This is a genomic window from Vibrio sp. 779(2023), from assembly GCF_033344285.1.
Taxonomy (GTDB): domain Bacteria; phylum Pseudomonadota; class Gammaproteobacteria; order Enterobacterales; family Vibrionaceae; genus Vibrio; species Vibrio alginolyticus.
The window spans coordinates 114,228-138,340 of the sequence record NZ_JAWPOM010000010.1 but is presented as its reverse complement, the minus strand read 5'-3'; the positions used below and the strand labels follow the sequence as shown (position 1 = coordinate 138,340).

The following is a 24,113-nucleotide window of genomic DNA, read 5'->3' as shown; positions in this document are numbered from 1 at the left end:
AAACGTGCTTGGCAAAATACCACTAAAATATTATTAACAACGTCAGTAAATCAAAAATGCCGAAGCTTTCAGCTTCGGCGTTTTTATATGCATCACACTTGGGTTCGCCCTAGAGATATCACGACTCGGCGGTTTTTGTCTTTTCCTATTGGCGAACCGTTATCTGCAATAGGACGACGCTTGCCGTACCCTTGCACTTGAATTCGATCTTCCGGTAGCCCTAGAGACTGAAAATAGTCACGAAGTGACTCTGCACGTCGCTCTGATAAACTTTGACTCGCACTTTTACCATCGGTTGAATCTGTGTACGTCGCCACCAGCACGAGATCGATATCTTGATTATGTCGGATATAATCTGCAATTTGTGATAAACGCTTTTTAGAAGCCTTGGTTAACTGATCACCTTGTCTTTCGTAGTGCAAAATCGTAAAAGCAATGTCCTCAAAACTATATTTCAATAAGTTGGAAATACAGTCGCTAAACGCGTTGTACTTGTTTTGAAATAGTACTGATGACAATGCGACTTCAATTCTCTGATCTCGGCTCTGCCAATCTTGGTAACTAAAAGTCGGATAACGGCCTTTTTCCAGCTCAGACAAAATGCCCCATGCTGTTTGCCCTCCGACATAACCATCAAACTGTTTAAAAAACTTTAAGTTTGTAATTCGATCGGCGTGTTCACCTGGTCGCCAAGGTGGCGGCATAGAAATGAGACTGACGTTACGTGTTTCTCCCATCGGGCGACGCATTTTTAACTCAAAGTCTAAATTGATTTTTTTATTTGCACGAGATGAAAATACCGCATCTCCAAAGCTTGGAATGGGGTGTACAAGCTGACATTCTAATGGTGTATTGACCACCATTTCCCATTGAGATTGCTGTGGAGTTGCAGCATAACGTTTGCCCATCAAAGCGAAGCTGCTTGTGCTAAACAACGAAAATACAACACCACTGGTAATCAGCCATTTCTTCATCTAATACTGTCTCTTAAACGGCAGTCTGTTGCCGTCAATTTGCATCAATAAAACCACTTCAACCGGCATGCAAAAATCTCGCCAATATAGGGTTATCTGTCACACTGCCATTAATGTGAGCCACCGTGTTCCAATCACCTTAACCGCCACTTAGCGTTTTACTTCCTCATGTTTTATCGGTTTACATGATGCAAAGTATGGCGAATAAACGTCTACATAATATGCAATACAAACTTATTGATTGGATGCAAAATAGAATTCCGGTTTTCTCTTAAATTGCGGTTTTTCTCATCGGTATAATCTGCAATAATGCAGCCTTCGTCACACAAAAATAAGCCAACATGACACTAGAAAATGAAGCTCTAACCTTGAAAAAACGCTTTCGTGGTTATTTCCCTGTGGTAGTAGACGTTGAGACCGCTGGTTTCAATGCTCAAACTGATGCACTTTTAGAAATCTGTGCCGTTACGTTGAAAATGGACGAACATGGCGTGTTGCATCCGGCCTCCACCATTCATTTTCATGTGGAGCCATTTGAAGGCGCTAACTTAGAAAAAGAAGCGCTTGAATTCAATGGTATTCGTGACCCTTTCAGCCCTCTTCGTGGTGCTGTTTCTGAGCAAGAGGCGCTAAAGGAAATTTATAAGCTTATTCGCAAAGAACAAAAAGCCGCAGATTGCTCACGTGCAATTATGGTTGCTCATAACGCAGCATTCGACTTGGGTTTTGTAAATGCAGCAAATGAACGCTGTAAACTAAAAAGAGTCCCTTTTCATCCCTTTGCTACTTTTGATACGGCTACATTAAGTGGCCTTGCTTATGGCCAAACAGTTCTCGCTAAAGCATGCAAAACAGCCGGGATGGAATTTGATAACCGTGAAGCACACTCTGCGCTTTACGATACACAAAAAACAGCAGAATTATTCTGCGGTATTGTCAACAAATGGAAGGCCCTCGGCGGTTGGCCGCTTGTCGACGAAGAATAATAAGTAAACACAACATATTAGGAAAAGTATGAATCCTGTCGTTATATCAGTGTGCGTCATGCTCGTGTTAGCATTGATGCGCGTAAACGTGGTGGTTGCCCTCACGTTTAGTGCCATCGTAGGCGGCCTAGTCGCAGGCATGAGCCTTGGGGATACGGTTGCCGCATTTGAAAGTGGTCTAGGTGGCGGTGCAACTATCGCGCTAAGCTACGCCATGTTAGGTACTTTCGCTGTTGCCATCTCGAAATCAGGCATCACGGATCTACTGGCCAAAAGTGTTATCAAGCGCTTAAATGGTAAAGAAAACTCCGCTTCCACTACTGGCTTAAAGTACGCCGTGTTGGTGGCGTTAGTGCTTGTCACGATGTCATCTCAGAACGTAATTCCGGTCCATATCGCCTTTATTCCAATTTTGATTCCACCTCTTTTGGGCGTATTCGCGAAACTTAAGCTCGACCGACGTTTGGTCGCGTGTGTTCTTACCTTCGGTTTGATCACACCTTACATGATCTTACCTGTTGGTTTCGGCGGTATTTTCTTAAACAACATTCTATTAAAGAACCTACATGACAACGGTTTGGAAAACGTGGTTGCAAGCCAAGTCCCAACCGCCATGTTACTGCCAGGTGCAGGCATGCTGTTTGGTCTATTACTGGCTATCTTTGTTAGCTATCGTAAACCGCGTGTCTACAAAGAAACTGAGTTGACTGTCGTTGACGAAACCGATCATGTCATCAATAAAAAGCACATCTTAGTTGCGGCACTTGGTATTGTCGCTGCATTGGGTGTTCAGCTTTACACGGGTTCAATGATTATCGGTGCTCTAGCTGGCTTTATGGTGTTTACTTTCGGCGGCGTTATTGCATGGAAAGAGACGCACGACGTGTTCACTAAAGGTGTACACATGATGGCAATGATTGGCTTCATCATGATTGCAGCGGCAGGTTTTGCAGCAGTAATGAAGCAAACTGGCGGTGTTGAAACACTAGTACAATCGCTATCAACCAGCATCGGTGACAATAAGCCTTTAGCTGCACTACTGATGCTGATCGTTGGTCTGTTGGTAACAATGGGCATTGGTTCATCGTTCTCTACGATTCCAATCCTTGCAACTATCTATGTGCCTCTTGCGCTAGCATTCGGCTTCTCGCCGATGGCAACGATTGCACTGGTAGGTACTGCGGCTGCGTTAGGTGATGCAGGCTCTCCAGCTTCTGACTCTACATTAGGCCCTACATCTGGTCTAAATGCCGACGGTCAACATGAGCACATTTGGGAAACAGTCGTTCCAACCTTTATCCATTACAATATCCCTCTAATCATCTTTGGTTGGATTGCAGCAATGGTGCTTTAATACTATTGTTTGGATGGATATACATTTAGTTACGAAAAAGCCGCTCAATGAGCGGCTTTTTGTTATTCATAACTGTGGTTATTGCGCTGGCATATTGTCAATAATACGCTCACGAATCAGCTTCAAGGTTGGTTCTGTCGACAGGTAATCGATGGCAATCGGAAAATAAGCGTCGTTAATTTTAAGAACCAAGCTAGGGTAAGAGTTCACACCTAGGCTCTTTGCAAGGCTCAATTGATCTTCGAACACACCCTCTAAGAAAGAGCCATCCATGTCATTCTTGAATTGCTGAACATTCAAGCCAATTTCTCTCGCTAGTTGCAAGTGAGTGGCTTCTTCATGAGGAGGCATCGCACGTAAGTAATACGCATGCTGAATCGCTTCTAGCATCTGCTCATAAGAGTCTTGAAAGCCCGCTGCAATAACCGCACGACAAGATTGGTAAGTGCTTCTAACTGGCGTACAAAGCTTCCAGAAATCGTAGTTAAACTTAGTGCCTAACTGGCGCTCAATCTGCTTCCAAATACCTTCGAGTTTTTGTTGCATCTCGGGCGGCATCGGTAAATTAGTATCTGGCGCAAGACCACCAACCACATACTCAAACTGAATCACACCTGGCAGTTGCTGTTTTAGTTTATCCAGCGTTGGTTTGTAACCCCAACACCAACTGCACATTGGGTCATGCACGTAGTAAAGCTTTATATCCACTTTAATAATTAAACCTTTAAAATCATCTCAAAATCTCAGAGTAATTATACAGTCTCATAAGTTGAAAAACTGCTTTATCTTAATAATTCGCTCTAAAGCCAGTCTATACGAGGCGTGTTAAGTTTCATTGTAGATCTTAGGTTAGATAAACAAGTCTGTCAGCTGAGAACTCTAGCCCACCTAGCTCATTTTGTTCGCACAAACTCTTAAAATGTTCAGTACAATACAGAAAGCTCGCTCCTAGCATCTTTGACTTGAAAACAACCTTTTCTGCAACGTCGCTTTCATTAAATACTAACACCTCTACACCTGCTAAGCTGCCATATTCAATTTTTTGGACGCACTTATCTTCATCTTCTTGCCCAAACTCCAACGGTGTATACAGGTACCATTCCTCTTCTTTATAGCGAATCGATAAGAACTCGCCTACTTTGCTCAATGGCTCTTTTAAAGATGCATAAGCTTTAGGGCAAAGCACTAAGAAAACCCGTAACCATAAACTGATATCAGGAAGTAATGAGTCTTTCTTGAGAACATCTTCAAACTCAATATCTACTTCACCCCATATACTTTTGAAAGAAAAGTTTTCTAATGGCTGCACAAAGATTTTTTCTATTAAATCCATGTCACCTAACTGCCTAGCTACAGAACTAGGCGTAGTGCTCACGATTTTATATTCATTGTGACAGTCGAAAATATTATAAACCGTCATTAATCTATCAACTCCTCATGTTTTACTACCAAGTGCTACCTATGGGTAAGTTACTTTTCAAATCATTTTTCATGAAGGAAACAGGCCTAAAAAAGCTGCGTTTTAGAGGAGAAAGCTAATTTTCTCGTCGACCATTACAGTGCTTACAAACCTCAAAATCAGAGAAATAGTATTTTCATATTAATAAAAATCACTAATTAAATGGATCTGTCAAATTAGAAGAAAACATGATGCCATTGAGCTGATTTTGTTCACACAAAGCCTTAAACTTATCTGTACAGTACAAGGTGCCCGCTCCTTCTAACCGAGACTTGAAAACCATTTTGTCTTTAACATCATCGTCAATAAAAACAAGGGTATCTAACCCATCTCGGCTCCCATATGCGATTTTTTCTACACACTTTCTCTTGTTTTCCTGTCCAAAAGTCAGTGATGCATATAAATACCATTGCCCACCTTGGTAGTTAGCAGGTAAAAACTCTCCGTGTTCAGTTAGATCAGCATTCAATATTTCATATGCCCTCGGAGATAAAACAAGGTATGTTCGCGCCCATAAACTAATATCAGGCAATAGAGAATTGTACTTAAATACATCTTGAAACTTTACCTCCACAGGCTTCCAAATATCTTGCAGAGATTGGTTTTTAATAGCCTGTAATAAGATCCTCTCAAAATAGTCGAAGTCACCTAACTGGCTAGCGATTTCATCGGGACCAGAGCAGACCGTTTGAAATTCTCTTAAATTATCTATTATCTTGTAAACTGTCATAATCCTCCCAAAACTTGGTTCTTAGCGTCCAATGCTGATTTATGATGGGGCTTACTCTTCGAGTGCATTTTGTGCCGAAATAAGTTGGCCTAAAAATTCTGGGGAGTTAAATTGCCTTTAGTGTAATTCCTTAACCAAATACCATTTGTAGCAACTCCCTTATCAAAGACGTGTAAGCAATGATGTTTGAAAACGACTTTACGAAATAGATGGCAGCATACATCGTAATTACACGCCAATATACATCAAAATTCATACTGGAATTTTTGTATACACTAGGCGGGATTAACATGGCTTCGCGAGGTTTACGAGATAGGCAGTTAGAACAAAGCTTTATGTTCATTCCACTAACCTAAAAAGAAAAAGGAGCCAGTACGGCTCCTTCGTATTCTATCGCTAAATGTGAGTATTTACGAATTACTCAGCTTGATCTTCAGCGCGCGCTGCTGCTTCTTTGATTAGAGGCTGCAGTTCACCTTTTTGGAACATTTCTAGAATAATGTCACAACCGCCGATAAGCTCACCTTCAACCCATAGTTGAGGGAAAGTTGGCCATTGCGCGTACTTTGGTAACTCAGCACGGATATCTGGGTTTTGCAGAATGTCTACGTAAGCGAACTTCTCACCACATGCCATTAGTGCCTGTGACGCTTGAGAAGAGAAACCACAGCTAGGTAGTTTCGGTGATCCTTTCATGTACAGCAGGATTGAGTTTTCAGAGATCTGCTGTTTGATTTTGTCGATAGTTTCCATCGCTTCCTCATTCATGGGTTTGAACTTTATTTATTTGCCACATTCTACTCAATAACGACAGAATAAAAACCATATAATTAATAAGGCTTAATTTTAGGTTGCTCATTGGCGAGCAATGCAGCACTTCACCACTGCTAACCTCTTAAAATATTTTCATATCGGGGTTTTAATAAAGTAAAAACTTGCTAAAATACTTAGCAAGTCAGCCTTAAAGGCGACATAGCTATAAAAAAACACTGGAAGCAATCGAAAGGTCATCCTTTCAAATCAATGGAGAATCGAGTAATGGCATTTGAACTACCAGCTCTTCCTTACGCGAAAGACGCACTAGAACCACACATCTCAGCAGAGACTCTAGACTACCACCACGGTAAGCACCACAACACTTACGTTGTTAAGCTTAACGGTCTTATCCCTGGTACTGAGTTCGAAGGCAAAACTCTAGAAGAGATCATCAAGACTTCTACTGGTGGCGTATTCAACAACGCAGCGCAAATCTGGAACCACACGTTCTACTGGCACTGTCTTGCTCCAAATGCGGGCGGCGAGCCAACTGGCGCAGTTGCAGACGCAATCAACGCAGCATTCGGTTCTTTTGAAGAATTCAAAGCGAAGTTTACTGATTCAGCAATCAACAACTTCGGTTCTTCATGGACTTGGCTGGTTAAGAAAGCTGACGGCTCTCTAGAGATCGTTAACACTTCTAACGCTGCTACTCCTCTAACAGAAGAAGGTACAACACCACTTCTAACTGTTGACCTATGGGAACACGCGTACTACATCGATTACCGCAACGTACGTCCTGATTACATGAACGGCTTCTGGGCTCTAGTAAACTGGGACTTCGTAGCTGAGAACCTAGCGAAGTAATATACTTCCCCATAAGTTCAATTTAGTCTTATTCAAAAGCCCGCTATTTAGCGGGCTTTTTTGTTTCGCCTTCCCTAGCACCTTTAAATAATTCCCTCTTTTACTAAAGTTCTTCTTATCCACGCCGTTAAAAGAGCATCGAGCGAGGAACATCATGCAAATTCATACGTTAGACAAAGCTGCAATTATCAACGAACTTCAGTTCGGTAATGGTATTAACCATGCCGTACACGAAGGTCGTCGTGCGGATTTCTCGCTGATTCTGTCTATGTTCTCTAATGATGTTCGCGATGTGGTCCCAGTTGAAGAGGTCCAGGAAGTCATCACCAGTGACAGTATTCTTCGCCAACAATTGGGTTTATCGCAACCTCAAGCTCTTCGTTCTGATAGCAGCAGCTATGAACTCGCAGCTGAACAAGCGAAACAGTTTCACGATGCAGGATTGCCTTCCGCAAAGCTGAGCCATTACCTAAAACCAGATGCGCTGACTTACCTGCCTGAAGACACATTCAACCTACCAGAGGAGGTTTATCACAACCTATCTGGTCATGAGCGACGCAGATTGGGCGAACGCAACAAACAACTGATCCCAGATGCTGGGCTATATAATCAGCTAGTGACGGCTCAACGTCAGCATCAAATTCAAGCTAAAGCATAGAGATCCGCTTTTTATCCAATAGCTTGCAATACCTACACGTCAGAAATGTGACGTCTTACAAATTACCGCACAATAGTCCTCACTCGAAAGCGTTAGTTTGAAGCCTTTCACACTGAACTCAACGAATTTCAACCATGCTATTAGCACAAACCACTGGTGTATTGTTTTTCACATATGGATACAGTGAAGGTGCTATGGATATCAAAGAATCAATTATTCTCGTCACGTCTGCAGGTTCGGTTATAGGAAGAACCTGTGCAAATCACTTTGCTCACCTTGGAGCAACGTTGATTCTTTGTGACCAAAATTCTAGCGCTTTGAGAGCGAGCTATGAGCAAATCAGCGCTTTCACTGACAAAGTGTATGCGATGAATGTGTGTAGTGATAACACAACGTCCATTAACTTATTGTTTGACCAGATAGAATCACAGCTACGTGCGACACCAGATGTGATTGTTAATTGCTGGACCAGCTCTCCTATGCCTGGCTTAATGGCGCCAGAACCAATGAGTACTTACATTGATCACTTGTCGTCTGCGGCACGCTTCCTTTATACCTACGGCCAAGTAGGAGCAGAGCGCTTTCGAGCCAGAAACAAGAAAGGCGTCATTGTTAACGTCATTTCTCATGACAACCATGAAGACTTTACGGGAGTTGAAAGCATGGCGGCGTTGGTGTCAGGTTTTACTCACAGCTGGGCAAAAGAACTCACACCATTCAACATTCGAGTGGGCGGCGTTATTCCCTCGGTAAATCATACAAAAGAAGAGCTCAACGAGAGACACTGGGCTGAGATCCAAGACGAACTAGTCCGCAACACAGCATACATCGTCGCGAATGAATACTTCAGTGGCCGAGTAGTTGCGACCGAAGTGTAAGCATACACAGCAACTCTGTTTTCCCAAGCCAGATGTAACTCCTGCACCAAAATAAAAAAAGCCCCAGTCATTTGACTGGGGCTTTAACCTTTTCCCGATTAAGGTTCCGTGCTAGCGAAAACCTTGCTCACTCGATTTTTTAATTACGCGTCAGCTTTTTCTTTCTTTGCTTTAGGTGCTGCTTTTGCTGCTTCTTGGTCTGCTTTCTTCTTGATAACAGTTGTACCTTCGAAAGTTTCGCCTTCAACAAATGCTTTACCGTAGTAAGAAGCCATCAACACATCTTTAAGTTCGCTGATTAGAGGGTAACGTGGGTTCGCACCAGTACATTGGTCATCGAACGCTTCTACCGCTAGCTCATCCAGTTTCGCTACGAAATCTGATTCAGCAACACCTGCCGCTTGGATAGACATTGGGATGTCTAGGTTAACTTTTAGTTCATCCAACCATGCTAGTAGACGTTCAATCTTCTGAGCAGTACGGTCACCTTCTTGGCTTAGGCCTAGGTGGTCAGCAACTTCAGCGTAACGACGACGTGCTTGTGGACGGTCGTATTGAGAGAACGCAGTTTGTTTAGTTGGATTGTCGTTCGCGTTGTAACGTACCACGTTAGAGATAAGTAGTGCGTTAGCTAGGCCGTGTGGCAAGTGGAACTCAGCACCCAGTTTGTGAGCCATTGAGTGACAAACACCTAGGAATGCGTTCGCAAATGCAACACCAGCGATAGTAGCTGCGTTGTGTACTTTCTCACGAGCGATTGGGTCATTTGCACCGTTCGCATAGCTTGATGGTAGGTACTCTTTTAGCATCTTAAGTGCTTGAAGAGCTTGGCCATCTGAGTATTCGTTAGCAAGAACTGATACGTAAGCTTCTAGAGCGTGAGTTACTGCATCGTAACCACCAAATGCTGTTAGAGACTTAGGCATGTTCATTACTAGGTTCGCATCAACGATTGCCATGTTTGGCGTGATTTCGTAGTCAGCTAGTGGGTATTTCGCACCAGTCTTGTCGTCAGTAACAACCGCGAATGGCGTAACTTCTGAGCCAGTACCTGAAGTTGTAGTGATACATACAAGCTCAGCTTTTTTACCCATTTTAGGGAACTTGTAGATACGTTTACGGATGTCCATAAAGCGCATTGCTAGTTCTTCAAAGTGAGTTTCTGGGTGTTCGTACATTACCCACATGATTTTCGCTGCATCCATTGGTGAACCACCGCCTAGCGCTAGGATAACGTCAGGTTGGTAGCTAGCCATTTGAGCCGCACCTTTTTCTACTACAGACAGTGTTGGGTCAGCTTCAACATCGAAGAATGTTTGAACTTCCATGCCTTGAGCTTTCAGTAGGCTTACTACGTCATCTGCGTAACCGTTGTTGAATAGGAAACGGTCAGTTACTAGGAATGCACGTTTCTTACCTTCTAGGTCGCCAAGCGCGATTGGAAGGCTACCACGACGGAAGTAGATTGACTTAGGTAGTTTATGCCACAACATGTTTTCAGCTCGCTTCGCTACAGTTTTCTTGTTGATTAGGTGTTTAGGACCTACGTTCTCAGAGATAGAGTTACCACCCCAAGAACCACAACCTAGCGTTAGAGATGGCGCAACGTTGAAGTTGTACAAGTCACCGATACCACCGTGAGTAGTCGGGATGTTGATTAGGATACGAGCTGTCTTCATCTTGTCACCGAAGTAACGGATACGATCAGCGTTAGTATCTTGGTTAGTGTAAAGACCAGATGTGTGGCCGATACCACCAATCTCAACCATAGTTACCGCTTGAGCAACCGCGTCTTCGAAGTTGTCAGCACGGAATAGACCTAGAGTTGGAGATAGTTTCTCGTGAGCGAATGCGTCATCGTGAGATACTTTACCCAGACCTTCACCAACAAGAACTTTAGTGTCTGCTGGAACTTTAACGCCTGCCATTTCAGCGATTGCTGCTGCTGGCTGACCTACGATTTTCGCGTTTAGCGCGCCATCGATAAGAAGAACTTTACGAACTTTATCAGCTTCTGCTTTGCTTAGGACATACGCTTTGTGAGAAGCAAAACGCTCTTTCACTTCGTCGTATACTTCGTCAACTACGATTGCAGCCTGCTCAGAAGCACATACTACACCGTTGTCGAAAGTCTTAGACATAAGGATAGAAGCAACAGCACGTTTGATGTCTGCTGTTTCATCGATAACAACAGGAACGTTACCTGCACCTACACCGATTGCTGGCTTACCAGAAGAGTAAGCGGCTTTAACCATGCCTGGACCACCAGTTGCAAGGATAAGAGCGATGTCATCGTGTTTCATTAGAGCGTTTGAAAGCTCAACAGAAGGCTGGTCGATCCAACCGATGATGTCTTTTGGTGCGCCTGCTGCTACTGCTGCATCTAGAACGAGTTTAGCTGCATCGTTAGTTGAGTTTTTCGCACGTGGGTGTGGTGAGAAGATGATACCGTTACGAGTCTTCAAAGAGATTAGAGATTTGAAGATCGCTGTAGAAGTTGGGTTAGTCGTTGGTACGATACCGCAGATGATGCCTACAGGCTCAGCGATAGTCATAGTACCTAGGTTGTCATCCTCTTCTAAGATGCCACACGTTTGTTCGTCTTTGTATTTGTTGTAGATAAACTCAGAAGCAAAGTGGTTCTTGATTACTTTATCTTCAACAATACCCATACCAGATTCTTCTACCGCTTGTTGAGCTAGCGGGATACGGGCCTGGTTAGCTGCAAGCGATGCTGCACGAAAGATTTTATCTACTTGCTCTTGAGAGTAAGTAGCGAACTCTTCTTGCGCTTTCTTAACGCGAGCAACCATTGCATCTAGTTCAGCCATATTAGTTACAGGCATAGGGAATCTCCTAAAATTAACAAATATTAAAAACTTTTTACTAAGGCTATTACTTATCGTTTTTACTGTTTATCAGTCACTTAGAAAACAAACGTCTTAGTAAATTGCTTTCAGGACTGAGTATAATATTTCAGAGTGTGAAAAAAATTGACTTGGATCAGTTCTCACCACCTAAATACTACCAAAGTGGTGCCTCATCACACCAAAATGACATAAATCACTGATAAACAAATAAATTAACTTTCATTTTTTATTGAGTAAAAAAGAAGCAAATGGACAAATAAATAAAAGAAACTACAACAACCTGTAAAAAAGTTTCATTTTTGACCAACAAAATTACATGTAGGCCCAATTCTTTGTGCTACTGAGAGTATATCGAACCGAATACATCTCTCTACAAACCACCTTGGTTTTTATCAAAAATGTGCGAATGTTAACGTTTATGTAAAACAGTGCAATTTATCAGCAACTTTATACGTAACATTTCCTTTCCAGATTAGATACAGTTTATTAAAGAATTAGTTTTTCTCACTTAAATGGCAGGGAATGCGTTAGTTTTTTTCATTTCTTACAACCTAACTTTTGCCTTACATTACGCCCAAATTACCCCTTCTCCTTTTCACTAATGTGAACTTTGATGAGTACGCAACATGCAAACTTTTGAACTTGCTATCTTCTTGCAGTTTTTTCTCGGTTTGGTCGCCGCAGTAAACCCTGTTGGTATCATGCCTGTGTTTGTGTCACTAACCGGGCATATGACTCCAGACGAAAAGCGCAATACGGCAACAACAGCAAATGTGGCTGTTGCGATCATCCTGATCATTTCGCTTTTTGCTGGTCAGTTACTGTTAGACATGTTCAGTATTTCTCTGGATTCGTTTCGTGTCGCTGGCGGGTTGCTATTACTTAGCATCGCATTCTCGATGATGAGCGGTAAACTGGGGGAAGATAAGCAGAACAAACAAGAGAAAACGGAATACGTCAGTCGTGAACAGATTGGTGTGGTCCCTCTTGCCATGCCTTTAATGGCAGGTCCTGGTGCAATCAGTTCGACTATTGTTTATGGTGCACGCTACCCAAGCATGTTCGATACCGTGGGCATTAGTATTACGATTGGTTTGTTCTGCCTTTGTTCATGGCTATTATTCCGTTCTGCCCCATTGATCGTACGATTTTTAGGTCAAACTGGAATCAACGTCATTACTCGTATCATGGGTTTGATATTGGGCGCGCTTGGCATAGAGTTTATTGCGAATGGCTTACGCAACTTATTTCCAGGATTAGCCTGAGTTTCTATAAAATTGTATGATAGAGCGATTCAACAATGGATCGCTTTGTCATGACGACTGACTCTCTTAAACATACTCTATATGTCACCATTTTTGGTACTCATACCAAAGCTGGTAAAACGTTCGATATTGCTCTCATTATCGCGATCATCAGTTCGTTAATCGTACTGGTGTTAGATTCGATACCCTCCGTTCGGGCCGAGTGGGAAAAAGAGCTGAAGTTTATTGAATACACATTTACTGGCCTATTCACGATTGAATACCTTCTAAGGCTTTATTGCTCCCCCAAACCTGCCGCCTACGCAAAGAGTTTTTATGGTGTCGTCGATTTACTTGCGATTTTGCCCACTTATTTAGCACTCTTCTTCCCATCCGCTTCGTTTATGGGTGTGATCAGGGCGCTGCGAGTGATGCGAATATTCCGCATACTCAAGTTAGTCCGATACCTCCAAGAGTCCAATATCCTCTTACGTTCACTGCTTATGGCGCGCAGAAAGATTTTTATCTTCTTTAGTTCCGTCGCCATTATGGTAACGATTTTCGGCTCGTTGATTTTTATCATTGAAGGACCTGAAAACGGATTTACTAGCATTCCTAAAAGTATTTATTGGGCGATCGTGACCATCACAACGGTTGGGTATGGTGACTTGGTCCCGCAAACAGACCTAGGTAAAGGGCTTGCATCACTCACTATGTTACTGGGTTATTCCATTTTGGCGGTACCTACAGGTATTTTCACTGCCGAACTGCACCAAGAGATGCAATCGCACAAAGTATTGGTGAAATGCCCAAACTGCTCCCACGCAGGGCACGACTCTGACGCAATTTACTGTAAACATTGTGGTAGTGAACTAGCCGATCCAGACAAAAGAGTCGTTCGAACGGAAGACGACGCATGAAAAAAGAGCTCCCTACGGAGCTCTTTTATTTTGTCATCAAATAAAGGATTGATGTGATTATGCTTTCTCAGACAGAATAATTCTCAGAGTACGACGCAATGGCTCCGCAGCACCCCAAAGCAGTTGGTCACCAACAGTGAAAGCATTTAGGAAATCATCACCCATTGCCATCTTACGTAGACGACCCACTGGTACAGACATTGTGCCCGTAACTTTTGCCGGTGTTAGCTCTTGAGCAGTGATGTCACGGTCGTTAGGAATCACTTTCACCCAATCGTTATGAGTGGCGATGATTTCTTCGATTTCGTCCATTGGTACATTTTGTTTAAGCTTGATAGTAAGTGCTTGAGAGTGACAACGCATCGCGCCAATACGCACACAGGTACCGTCAATTGGGACAGGTGAACTTTGAGAACCCAAAATTTTATTCGCCTCGGCGCCCGCTTTCCACTCTTCTTTACTCTGACCATTATCGCGCTTCACATCGATCCATGGGATCAACGAACCAGCTAGTGGCACACCGAATTTATCGGTAGGGAAAGAGCCGCTGCGCATTGTATCCGCAACTTTCTTATCAATATCTAGGATAGAGCTTGATGGGTTTGCAAGTTCAGAGCTCACAGAGTCATTGATAACGCCCATTTGCGAGATCAACTCACGCATATTTTGCGCACCAGCACCAGATGCGGCTTGATAAGTCATTGCGCTTGTCCACTCAACAAGGCCTTTCTCAAATAGACCACCTAGCCCCATTAGCATTAAACTAACCGTACAGTTACCACCGACAAATGTGTTCGTGCCACCGTGGATGCCTTGTTGGATTTGCTTTAAGTTCACTGGATCAAGTGTGATGATCGAATCTTCAGCCATACGTAGCGTAGAGGCCGCGTCAATCCAGTAGCCTTTCCAACCAGCCTGACGAAGTGCAGGGAAAACTTTTTCTGTGTAGCTACCACCTTGACAGGTGATTACCGCATCAAGCTGTTTTAAGCTTTCAATATCATACGCGTCTTGCAGTAAGCCTGCGTCTTTTCCTAAGTTAGGAGCAGGAATACCAACTTGAGAAGTACTGTAGAATACTGGTTCGATTAGGTCGAAGTCTTTCTCTTCAACCATACGCTGCATAAGGACTGAACCAACCATACCGCGCCAACCAACTAAACCAACTCTCATCGTATTAACTCTCCATGTATTAAAAAACCTACCCCATAGTTAATTTTTCACAGCAAAATCTCAACCCCTATTTTGTAAATAAGCGCGTTTTTTAACCTTTTCCTCTGAAAAACCGGGTTACACGAGATTTTTTAGTGTTTGGTTTGCGGTTTTAACCATTTTTCAAGTAGGGAAAGCACTTTAGCCCCCTAATTGGTCTTACCACTCAATGAGAAAATAACACATGAGGCACAATAATTTCACATTACACAACATTTAAAACCAAAAAAGTTAAAACAAACTAACAGTTAATTTCACAAGCAAACGTTTTTACCGACGAACATCAAGATAAAACACCAAATGTTCGAAATATAATTTTTGTTAATGTATGTTATGCGCGATTACAACAAGGAGCGCCTTCCTCTATTGCTCCAAGATTGACAGAGGCACATATGAAGCAAGTTACACCACGCCTACCAAGCTTGATACAGGTATTTATCTCGCTCGGTTTATTTCTCCTGCTGGCATTTTCGTTCACAGCCAAGCTAGACCTACCGATTCAGCTAGCGCTATACATCGGTTGGTTCATTGTCATGATATTGGGCATAAAGCTTGGCCATCAGTATAAAGATCTGGAAAAAGCAGCACTAAATGGCATTTCCAATGGACTTGGAGCCGTTTTAATCCTTTTGGCCGTTGGCGCGCTTGTAGGTACTTGGATCTCTGGTGGTATTGTTCCAACCATTATTTACTACGGCCTTAAAGCAATCCACCCTTCCATCTTTTTGCTCGCGACCATGATCATCTGTTCATTGACTGCGCTAGCGACTGGCACATCTTGGGGTGCGGCTGGCACGGCAGGTATTGCAATGATGGGTATCGGTCAAGGTCTTGGTGTTCCTGCGCCAATCACTGCAGGTGCCGTACTTTCAGGCTGTTACTTTGGTGACAAAATGTCGCCTCTATCGGATTCAGTAATCCTTGCTTCATCTATGTCTAACGTTGAAGTGATGGAACATATTAAAGGCATGTTGCCGATAGCACTCATTAGCTACATTATTACAGGCATTATGTTTACTGCATTTGGCTTCCACTACGCAGGTCAAGTTGACATGAGCCAGGTAGACTCTGTCATTAAAGCGATGGAACAGCAGTTCTACATCACCCCTTACTCATTTGTTCCTGTGATCATCGTATTGTCACTTCTAGCGATGCGTATGCCTTCATTCCCAGTGATCAGTTTTGGTTCTCTGCTAGGTATTATTTGGGCAGTGATGATCCAAGATGTCGATTTCCTAACCGCGTTCAACACGGCTTGGGCTCCGTTTGCAATCTCATCTGGCGTAGATTTCATTGACTCAATCCTTAACCGTGGCGGCATGTCTTCAATGCTTGGATCGGTAGCGGTTATCGTATTCGGCCTTGGTTTTGGCGGTCTACTAGATAAAGTAGGCGTGCTAGAGACTATCGCGAAGCTGTTTGAAAAACGCGTTCAAAGTGCAGGTTCATTGGCAACAAGCACAATTGGTACGGCCTTTATGGGCAACGTATTTGGTTCAGCGATGTACGTTTCACTTATTCTGACCCCAAAAATCTGTGCGAAGAACTATGACCGTCTAGGCTACAAACGTAAGAATTTGTCTCGTAACGCAGAATTTGGCGGCACGCTAACCTCAGGTATGGTCCCTTGGAGTGACAACGGTATCTACATGGCCAGTATTTTGGGTGTTGCTACACTGTCTTATGCCCCGTTCATGTGGCTGAGTTTTGTATGTATCATCGTAACGATCTTCACTTCTTACATGGGTTGGTTTGTTGATAAGTGCGAACCAACAGCAGAAGCAGTTGAAGAAGCTGAAGGCGAATTAAAGCAGCAAACCGCTTAACTTCGTAGAGATAGGAAGAACCTCCCTTCCGAATTCAATACTAAAAAAGAGCGCTTTAAAGCGCTCTTTTTTTATTTCCAAAACAAATCGTTAGCTTTGTTTTACTGGCGTTTTTACGGCTGCACGCTTCCCAAACCAATAGCCCAAGCCAAGCGGTGCAAAGAATATAACGGCAATGAACAGAATAAAGTAGATGATGGTACTTTTGACAAGTTCAATCAGCTTAGTCATGGCGAGATTCACAACCTCTTGCGACACTCGATCCATATCTTGAGCAAACTTCTCGCGCTCATGGGTAATGATCTGTGCGATTTCTTGACGTTCTCTGGCAACCATCAGCTCTATAGCTTGGCGTTCTTCACCCAACTGAGATAAACGCGCCTCCGTCCTTTGATCGATATCGTCAACCAAAGGTTGTAACTCCAGCGCCATTTGTTCTGCCAAATAACGCATGTACTCTGGGTTGTTATCGATAAAATCCCTCATCGAATCAGCGGTAACTTGCAAACTATTGAGCGCCGCATTGACTTTTTCGATACTGGCAGAGCTATTCAAGGCCAACAACTGCGCTTTCCACGTCATAATTTTTGGTGTCTGTTCTGATACCAGACTTAGACGATCAGAGACATCCCCAAGTGCTTCTGGCATCGTGCCTAGCGTTGTAACGGCTTCCTCTTCGCTAATTTGGTTTGCATCTAACCACCCACGGTAAGCCGGAGTCCTAATCATGCTTAAATCAGCGAATGGATGCTGCTTGGCGAACTCTGCAACAAACGTTTGTGTCTTGATGTATGCTTCTTTCTTCAATAAAGATTGAGCCAGTTTATCTACCTCTTTCGCTAAATAAACGGAAACTAACTTGGCCTCACCGGACGCAAAGAGCTCATTACCAGAAGCGGTAGTAAAGAACTGTTCCATTTGTAGCGTGAAAGTCCATGTATCAATCAGTGCAGCCATTGGGGACACTTGATACGCAGAAGCTTGGATGCCCTCTTCAGCATTTATCTTCCAAAGTAAAATATAAGATTGATGAACTTTATCATGAGGATCATATTGTTCGTGTAGTGCATCTGCTGCTTGCTCAACCTGAGCAAAAAACTGCTGCGCATACTCACGAGTCAAAAGACGCATATTGAGCTCTTGTTTGGTAAGAGGGACGGTTTGACTCTCGATCTTGACTTCGAGCAGGGAGCACCCTGAAAGCATCATAACCAGCCCTATCAACATCATTGAAGACATTCGGCGAACGGACATGAAAACACCTTTAACAAATTGTATAGAACAGGAATAAAGCGAACTAAGTCATATAGTTCGAGCCTTTATTACCTCAACTCTTATGACATTAAGTCAGAGCAATATCAATCTGTTAGCGCTTCTGTTATCTTTTCACTATTGAGAACATTATTAGCAAAAAGTATGGTTTGTTTTAGGACATCATCTAAACATGCCAACTTCTCTTCCGGCACTTTTTGCCCTTGTTTAATCAACAGTTCAATATCACCCGAAATACAGTGCAATGGCATTGCACCTAAACTCCCTGAGACCCCTTTAAGACTGTGTGCGGCTCTTTGCGCTTGCTCTTTATCCTCTTCTAACAGCTGATACATTTTAGTGCCATCGCCAGAGTGATCCTGAATAAAGACCTCCAGTAACATCCGCACAGCGCCCTCGTCACCAGACAGAGAATCTAACATTTTATTGATATCTATGTACGGCTCACGTTCCACTACTTCCACTTGTGATGAATTCACCTCATTACAACTTTCTTCGTTCATTTGGACGTTTTGAAAATTTTCTGACTGAGCTGAGGGAACAGCGTTAGCTCCATTTTTATCATCGCCAACTTGCTCTGACTTTTTATCATCGGTTCTGGGTAGTGGTATCGGTTGAATCGTTTTTGGGGAGAAGGCTCCCCATGAAATGAGGAAAAGGAGCAAACCACTGATTACAGACAACCAAACAATAAAAGTCATTAGCTTCTGTTCCAACTGATCATTTATCGAAGTTAACTGGTTCGGGAAATCTGGATTAAGCAGGTGATTGGATAAATAACTGCCCTGTGCCTGAGCAGATAGTGCGCTTGAGGTTTGAGCAAGCTGGCGCTGAAGAGCGCTTCGCTCTTCGGGAGAGAGCGTCTCTGATTCAATAAAAAGTCGGTCTAAGTCACGGTAAGTATCGCTATTCGTTGCAGAGTCACTAAAGACAGACTCAAAAACAAGCGCACCTAAGCGATAGTACATTGCCTGAATTTGCTCAGAGTTTTCTGTTCGAGCACGGCTGCTTCGTAACTGTTCTGCTAACGAAACCAATTCACTGTCACTTCTCACAAAAGCTCGAGCACTTTCTAAAAATCGGTCGGTCGTATAAAGCAATTGAGTGATATCTGGTGTGATTTTCCCTTCAGAAAACTCACTTTCAAGCTGTAAGCGAACTGCATAAGCCAACTGAAGTTTCAGTGAAATTTGGTCGACGTGTTTAACACGGTAAGGCAGATCGAAGTTAAAAAAGTGCCTGACTTCTTCAACTTTACTTCCTAACTCATTTACAGTCGAAATCGTTTGAATCGTTTGTTTGGCTTGCAGCCAAATGCCAAGTGCTAAAACACACCACAAAACGAACCAGAACCAAACAAACCGCCGTATTCCTTCTTTTAGCTTCAGCAACACTTGCCCCTCGCATATCTCCATTAATTACAAGCATATACTATGGATGTTTCTTATTCACATAAAAAAAGAGAGCCGTTTGCTCTCTTTATTTAACGATATGATTTTAGTTGCGACTTAACTGATCTTTTAGATTTGGAGGCGTCCCTTTAATCGTTAAGGTATCCGTCTCTGGATCATAAAAAATACGCTCGCCAAGTAAGAGACTATCGAAGCTAATATTCAAACCACCACCAGCTCCAACAAATTTAGTCAGTTTGCGAACCGTCGCACGATCACCTGGGAAAGACTCTTCAAGTTCGTACCCTTGCTCTTTGGTGAAATCCATAAAGCTCGTGCCATCTTGGCTTTGAGGAAGCTCTCCGGAAAGCTCTGAGATTTGAACTTCATCACCGGATTTAATTTGCTCATTGCAGTAGTCGTAAACTTGTTTCTTGTACTCGTTCACTTCTTGCTTTTCTAGCTTCGAGTCAGCACAAAAATCATCCACCGCCTGCATCAACACTAAGTTTTGTTGTTTAGTATCTAAGCCAATATCCGCTTGCAGAAAATCTAGGAAGAAGTCCGCCACTTTACGGCCAACGCGTCCTTTAATGTATTGCAGATAACGATTGGATTCCTTGTCGGTCTCGTAGCTCGACAGGTCGATGCGTGCGGCAATATCCATTTTGGTGATATCTAAGTAATCTGTCGCACTGATGTCCAAACCTTCGGTCACTTTTAAACTCTGATTCATTGGTAAGATACCGATGAACAAGTAGTCCGTTGCTAAACTCTGATACTCTGCGAAAACCAAGATACCTTCATCCGCAAATGGGTACTTAATCAACTCTTCTTTCAAGCGATTTGCACTAATTTGTGAGAAGTCGTAAAAATCTCGCTCTCCTTTGCGCATTTCTTGAAGCCAAAATTGAAATTCGCTGTCTGACTGGAAAGCGCCAAAACCTTTACCAGCTTTAGAATGGAATACTCGGTGAAGCTCAGCGACTAAGTTTTCTGTAGATGCATCGTTCTCTAATGATGCTGGACGAAAGTTTACAACCAGCTCGTCCTGATCGTTTTTGCACAGTTGATGCAGAATAACGTTTGAAAGATGAAGACTCATAGTGATTTTATCTTGCTACAAGGTTTTAGTTGATGGGCATTGTAGGTTATCATAAGCCGCTTTTACTATCATTATTAGAGTCTTTATGCCGATTACATCTAAATATACTGACGAGCAAGTAGAAAAAATTCTTGCTGAAGTAGCAACAGTTCTTGAAAAACACGCTGCTTCTCCTGAGTTGACGCTAATGATTGCCGGAAATATCGCAACCAATGTCTTAAATCAACGTGTTGCTGCTTCACAACGCAAAGCGATTGCTGAAAAATTTGCTCAGGCGCTGATGTCTTCTTTAGAAACACCAAAAACACACTAATCACGGACAATAGAACACATACATGGTAGACAGCGGAAACTCATACGGCGAACGTGTATCTCGACTAGTTGGTTGGGGTCACTGGTTTGCATTCTTCAATATCGTTGCGTCGATGTTGATAGGCACACGCTACATTGTTCAGTCTCCTTGGCCCGAGACGTTACTTGGTCAGTTTTATCTGGCGGTTTCTTGGGTTGGTCACTTTGGCTTTCTAGTTTTCGCACTTTACTTGCTTGTTCTATTCCCGTTGACGTTTATCCTGCCATCGCGGAAGTTGTTCCGTTTGGTGGCAGTGATTTTCGCAACCGTTGGGCAAACCATATTATTAATTGATACCCAAGCGTATCAGTCGATCAATTTGCACTTAACTCCCGTTGTCTGGGAGTTACTATTCAGCGAAGACAAAAGTGCGCTCAGCACTGACCTACAACATTTATTTGTTGTGATGCCGCTGATCTTCCTTATTCAACTCGCACTATCCGAATGGGTATGGCGAAAACAGCGCAAACTATCTCATAAGCACGTAGGACGCCCTCTCGCGGCCGTCTTTTTCCTCAGCTTTATGACCAGCCATTTGGTTTACATTTGGGCAGATGCGTATTTTTACAACCCAATTACTAGCCAGCGTTCAAACTTCCCTTTGTCTTACCCGATGACGGCGAAGAGTTTTATGGAAAAACATGGTCTACTTGACCGTGAGGAATACCTAAAACGTTTGGCAGAAAACGAAGGCAACGTAGAGTTAGTCAACTACCCTCTTGAAAAGCTTGAGTTTAACCGCCGAGTTAATAAGCTCAATGTGTTGATGATCAGCATAAACAATTTACGAGCGGATGCGCTGAACCAAGAAGAGATGCCTAACCTCTATGAGTTTGCTGAAAACAATCAGAACTTCCGTAATCATTACAGCTCAAGTAATGATACATACGGGGCCTTTGGTTTGTTCTATGGCTTACCGACTAGTTATGCATCAAGCATCAAGGCGCAAGGTGCTTCCCCAGTATTGCTCGATGTACTGAAAGATCAGGGCTACAACTTTGGTTTATTCAGTGGCAGTGGGTTTGAAGATGATCTCTACTCAGAAATTATTTTCCGCGACTTGAACTTAGCGGAAGACCTAGATGGCACGCAAGCTCATACCGATAAACAATCTATCGCAAACTGGAATACATGGTTAGCAGAGAAAGCAAGTCAGCCATGGTTTAGTTACATCGAAGTCACCACCGTTGATAATTTTGAATCGATTCCTTCAAATAATGACGAAGAAATGCCTGCAAGTGAGCGATTCAAAAAAGCTTATGAATATGCAGTGAAGTCGGCGGATAGAACTATCGCCGGTATTATTGATGAACTGGAAACGACGGGACAACTGACAAACACCATCGTAATCATCACTTCTAATCACGGTAGTGAATTTAACGAAACCAATACGAACAGCTGGGGAGCAAACAGCAACTACAGCCGTTATCAATTACAAGTTCCGATGGTGATCCATTGGCCTGGAATGCTGGCTGGCGAGTTTAATCACAGCACAAGCCACTTGGACCTCTCGGTTACACTGTTGCAAGATATGCTCGGCGTATCTTCCAACCCATATGATTACAGTAGTGGTCGCAACCTATTCGATGAAAGCCGTCGTCGCTGGATCTTGGCGGGCGATACTCGCGAGCTTGCCTTAATTACTAGCTCACAAACCACAGTGATCGATAAGTTTGGCAACTACAAGCTGTATGACAAAAACTACAAACGACTTCGAGATGATGCACCGAAGTTGCCAGTTTTGATGCAAGGTTTAACTGAGTTACAGCGTTTTTATTCTAAAAACGATTAATACCTAGCAATCCATATACTATTCAAACTCCCCTTTTTGGGGGAGTTTTTGTTTATTTAAACAACACAAACCACAAATTTGCGCAGTAAACATCCAATCAGTTCAACTAGGGGTTTACAACATTTTCAAAGCCTTATATTATGCGCCTCAACAACGGAGAGATGGCTGAGTGGTTGAAAGCACCGGTCTTGAAAACCGGCATACGTTAATAGCGTATCTAGGGTTCAAATCCCTATCTCTCCGCCACTTTTAGAAAAATCCCGCTAAGAAATTAGCGGGATTTTTCGCATCTCCAGACTTAAAAGATTTGTACAAATCACTTATCACTTCTTGAACGCAACTAAGCACTCCGCCACACTCCGAAAGAACCCACAAAAAATTAATGCCCTTTTCGTTCGTTCCAGTGTTGAATCAATTTGATATTTACATCTAGTTGTATCTACTCATCAATAAAGACTTCTTTAGCGGCATTGATAAGCTGCAAATGGATTGGGACGAGGTCAGCATGATTCGTTCGATATCCACCTCCAACGACAGCTGCGACAGGGATACCTCGAGATTTCACTGTTTGCATTAAAAATCTATCACGTTCTAAAATCCCTTGCGTCGACACATCAAAATATCCAAGCTCATCGTCTTGATGTATATCGACACCAGCATCGTAGATAACTAAATCAGGGCGATGAAGATTAAGTGCCATATCGACCACTTCTTTAAACGCCATTAAAAAATCCTCATCACCTGTCCCTCGCACCAAAGGCACATCGAGGTCAGACTGAGGCTTCCTCGCTGGGAAGTTTTTATCACAGTGGAAAGAAAGCGTGATGATATCTGGCTCATCGTCACATAAAGTTGCTGTTCCATCCCCATGGTGAACATCACTATCAATGATCAATACTTTATCGACATGCTCGACTTCGAGCGCTTGCCTGGCCGCGATCACTAAGTCATTAAATAAACAAAAACCACTGCCAAACTCTTTGTGTGCGTGGTGATACCCACCACTCAAATGAATGGCCACACCGTACTCAAGTGCCTTTTTTGCGGTCAGAGCCGTGCCCGCTGCTGAAGTTAGCGTTCTGGTAATGAGAGACTCACTCCAAGGAAAACCTATTCGGCGCATCTTCGCAGCTGGCATGTTTCCACTAACAAGTAACTCGACGTATTCCTCGTCATGAACACGTTTTACTTCCCCAACAGTTAATGCTTCGGGCTGGAAAAACTGCGTGTGCTCTTTCCAGTTATCTTTCTCCATATGCACCAATACCGATTCATAGAGGTACTGGTATTTCATAATTGGGTAACGATGCCCCTCTGGCAACTCAAGTTGAGAATAAATCGGGTGGTAGATAAATGGCAGCATGAGAAATTCTTAATAACAATGGTAACGAAATAGTATCAACTTAAAGGGTTGAATAAAACGCAATTTAATTGATAATGATTTTCAATATCAATTAAATTTAATAT

Annotated in this window: 21 protein-coding genes and 1 tRNA gene; 11 read left to right on the top strand and 11 right to left on the bottom strand. The window is 42.9% G+C overall.

Annotated features, from left to right (window positions below):
- Positions 1-92 precede the first annotated feature (92 nt).
- Positions 93-974 carry a flagellar protein MotY gene (gene motY, locus R8O70_RS14465; protein ID WP_005384887.1) on the bottom strand — a complete coding sequence of 294 codons (882 nt, stop codon included), beginning with the start codon at positions 972-974 and terminating at the stop codon, positions 93-95.
- A gap of 341 nt (positions 975-1,315) precedes the next feature.
- Here motY and rnt point away from each other — a divergent pair, with 341 nt between their 5' ends.
- Both rnt and R8O70_RS14455 read left to right on the top strand, forming a co-directional pair.
- Entirely contained in the window at positions 1,316-1,960 is a 645-nt protein-coding gene (rnt, locus tag R8O70_RS14460) for a ribonuclease T (protein WP_005384888.1), read from the top strand.
- 28 nt (positions 1,961-1,988) lie between these two features.
- Positions 1,989-3,314 (top strand): Na+/H+ antiporter family protein, encoded by a 1,326-nt coding sequence (locus tag R8O70_RS14455; RefSeq protein ID WP_017821192.1) that lies wholly within the window; start codon positions 1,989-1,991, stop codon positions 3,312-3,314.
- 78 nt (positions 3,315-3,392) lie between these two features.
- On the opposite strand, the gene R8O70_RS14450 is transcribed toward R8O70_RS14455, so the two are convergent.
- The 4 genes from R8O70_RS14450 to R8O70_RS14435 form a co-directional block, all read right to left on the bottom strand.
- Positions 3,393-4,022 carry a DsbA family protein gene (locus R8O70_RS14450; RefSeq protein ID WP_053304219.1) on the bottom strand — a complete coding sequence of 210 codons (630 nt, stop codon included), beginning with the start codon at positions 4,020-4,022 and terminating at the stop codon, positions 3,393-3,395.
- 136 nt (positions 4,023-4,158) lie between these two features.
- A complete protein-coding gene (locus R8O70_RS14445) occupies positions 4,159-4,734 on the bottom strand; it encodes a hypothetical protein (RefSeq protein ID WP_206954788.1) in 576 nt (191 codons plus the stop codon).
- A 193-nt stretch (positions 4,735-4,927) separates the two neighbouring features.
- Positions 4,928-5,503 carry a hypothetical protein gene (locus R8O70_RS14440; RefSeq protein WP_206954789.1) on the bottom strand — a complete coding sequence of 192 codons (576 nt, stop codon included), beginning with the start codon at positions 5,501-5,503 and terminating at the stop codon, positions 4,928-4,930.
- Positions 5,504-5,920: 417 nt separating this feature from the next.
- A complete protein-coding gene (locus R8O70_RS14435) occupies positions 5,921-6,256 on the bottom strand; it encodes a Grx4 family monothiol glutaredoxin (protein WP_017635833.1) in 336 nt (111 codons plus the stop codon).
- Between the two features lie 285 nt (positions 6,257-6,541).
- On the opposite strand from R8O70_RS14435, the gene sodB reads away from it, so the two are divergent.
- The 3 genes from sodB (at position 6,542) to R8O70_RS14420 (ending at position 8,662) form a co-directional block, all read left to right on the top strand.
- Positions 6,542-7,126 carry a superoxide dismutase [Fe] gene (gene sodB / locus R8O70_RS14430; RefSeq protein ID WP_005396533.1) on the top strand — a complete coding sequence of 195 codons (585 nt, stop codon included), beginning with the start codon at positions 6,542-6,544 and terminating at the stop codon, positions 7,124-7,126.
- Between the two features lie 154 nt (positions 7,127-7,280).
- Entirely contained in the window at positions 7,281-7,784 is a 504-nt protein-coding gene (locus R8O70_RS14425) for a VC2046/SO_2500 family protein (protein WP_033907342.1), read from the top strand.
- 134 nt (positions 7,785-7,918) lie between these two features.
- On the top strand, positions 7,919-8,662 hold the full coding sequence (locus tag R8O70_RS14420) for an SDR family oxidoreductase (RefSeq protein ID WP_005380732.1): 744 nt from the start codon (positions 7,919-7,921) through the stop codon (positions 8,660-8,662).
- Between the two features lie 143 nt (positions 8,663-8,805).
- On the opposite strand, the gene adhE is transcribed toward R8O70_RS14420, so the two are convergent.
- The gene (gene adhE, locus R8O70_RS14415; protein WP_005380731.1) at positions 8,806-11,508 is read right to left on the bottom strand and encodes a bifunctional acetaldehyde-CoA/alcohol dehydrogenase; all 2,703 of its coding nucleotides are present in this window, start codon (positions 11,506-11,508) and stop codon (positions 8,806-8,808) included.
- Positions 11,509-12,158: 650 nt separating this feature from the next.
- Between adhE and R8O70_RS14410 the strand changes: the two genes are divergently transcribed.
- A complete protein-coding gene (locus tag R8O70_RS14410) occupies positions 12,159-12,797 on the top strand; it encodes a YchE family NAAT transporter (protein WP_005380729.1) in 639 nt (212 codons plus the stop codon).
- 35 nt (positions 12,798-12,832) lie between these two features.
- Positions 12,833-13,696: an ion transporter gene (locus tag R8O70_RS14405; protein WP_005380728.1), complete on the top strand. Its 864-nt coding sequence runs from the start codon at positions 12,833-12,835 to the stop codon at positions 13,694-13,696.
- Positions 13,697-13,753: 57 nt separating this feature from the next.
- Here R8O70_RS14405 and asd read toward each other — a convergent pair whose 3' ends face one another.
- Positions 13,754-14,869, bottom strand: coding sequence for an aspartate-semialdehyde dehydrogenase (gene asd, locus R8O70_RS14400; protein WP_005380727.1), 1,116 nt, complete (start codon positions 14,867-14,869; stop codon positions 13,754-13,756).
- A gap of 431 nt (positions 14,870-15,300) precedes the next feature.
- Here asd and nhaC point away from each other — a divergent pair, with 431 nt between their 5' ends.
- Positions 15,301-16,734, top strand: a complete 1,434-nt coding sequence (gene nhaC / locus R8O70_RS14395) for a Na+/H+ antiporter NhaC (RefSeq protein ID WP_005380726.1) — start codon at positions 15,301-15,303, stop codon at positions 16,732-16,734.
- Between the two features lie 90 nt (positions 16,735-16,824).
- Here nhaC and R8O70_RS14390 read toward each other — a convergent pair whose 3' ends face one another.
- The 3 genes from R8O70_RS14390 to yejK form a co-directional block, all read right to left on the bottom strand.
- Positions 16,825-17,988 (bottom strand): chemotaxis protein, encoded by a 1,164-nt coding sequence (locus R8O70_RS14390; RefSeq protein WP_104975507.1) that lies wholly within the window; start codon positions 17,986-17,988, stop codon positions 16,825-16,827.
- Positions 17,989-18,092: 104 nt separating this feature from the next.
- Positions 18,093-19,421: an Hpt domain-containing protein gene (locus R8O70_RS14385; RefSeq protein ID WP_081008332.1), complete on the bottom strand. Its 1,329-nt coding sequence runs from the start codon at positions 19,419-19,421 to the stop codon at positions 18,093-18,095.
- Positions 19,422-19,503: 82 nt separating this feature from the next.
- A complete protein-coding gene (yejK, locus tag R8O70_RS14380) occupies positions 19,504-20,502 on the bottom strand; it encodes a nucleoid-associated protein YejK (RefSeq protein WP_005380723.1) in 999 nt (332 codons plus the stop codon).
- A gap of 85 nt (positions 20,503-20,587) precedes the next feature.
- On the opposite strand from yejK, the gene R8O70_RS14375 reads away from it, so the two are divergent.
- The 3 genes from R8O70_RS14375 to R8O70_RS14365 all read left to right on the top strand — a co-directional run bounded on the left by R8O70_RS14375 (position 20,588) and on the right by R8O70_RS14365 (position 22,892).
- Positions 20,588-20,815 (top strand): YejL family protein, encoded by a 228-nt coding sequence (locus tag R8O70_RS14375; protein WP_005380722.1) that lies wholly within the window; start codon positions 20,588-20,590, stop codon positions 20,813-20,815.
- Between the two features lie 22 nt (positions 20,816-20,837).
- Complete coding sequence (locus R8O70_RS14370) at positions 20,838-22,646, top strand: DUF3413 domain-containing protein (protein ID WP_005380721.1); 1,809 nt, start codon at positions 20,838-20,840, stop codon at positions 22,644-22,646.
- Between the two features lie 155 nt (positions 22,647-22,801).
- Positions 22,802-22,892 (top strand) — tRNA-Ser (locus tag R8O70_RS14365).
- 193 nt (positions 22,893-23,085) lie between these two features.
- Here R8O70_RS14365 and R8O70_RS14360 read toward each other — a convergent pair.
- Positions 23,086-24,009 carry a histone deacetylase gene (locus R8O70_RS14360; protein ID WP_005384909.1) on the bottom strand — a complete coding sequence of 308 codons (924 nt, stop codon included), beginning with the start codon at positions 24,007-24,009 and terminating at the stop codon, positions 23,086-23,088.
- Positions 24,010-24,113 lie beyond the last annotated feature (104 nt).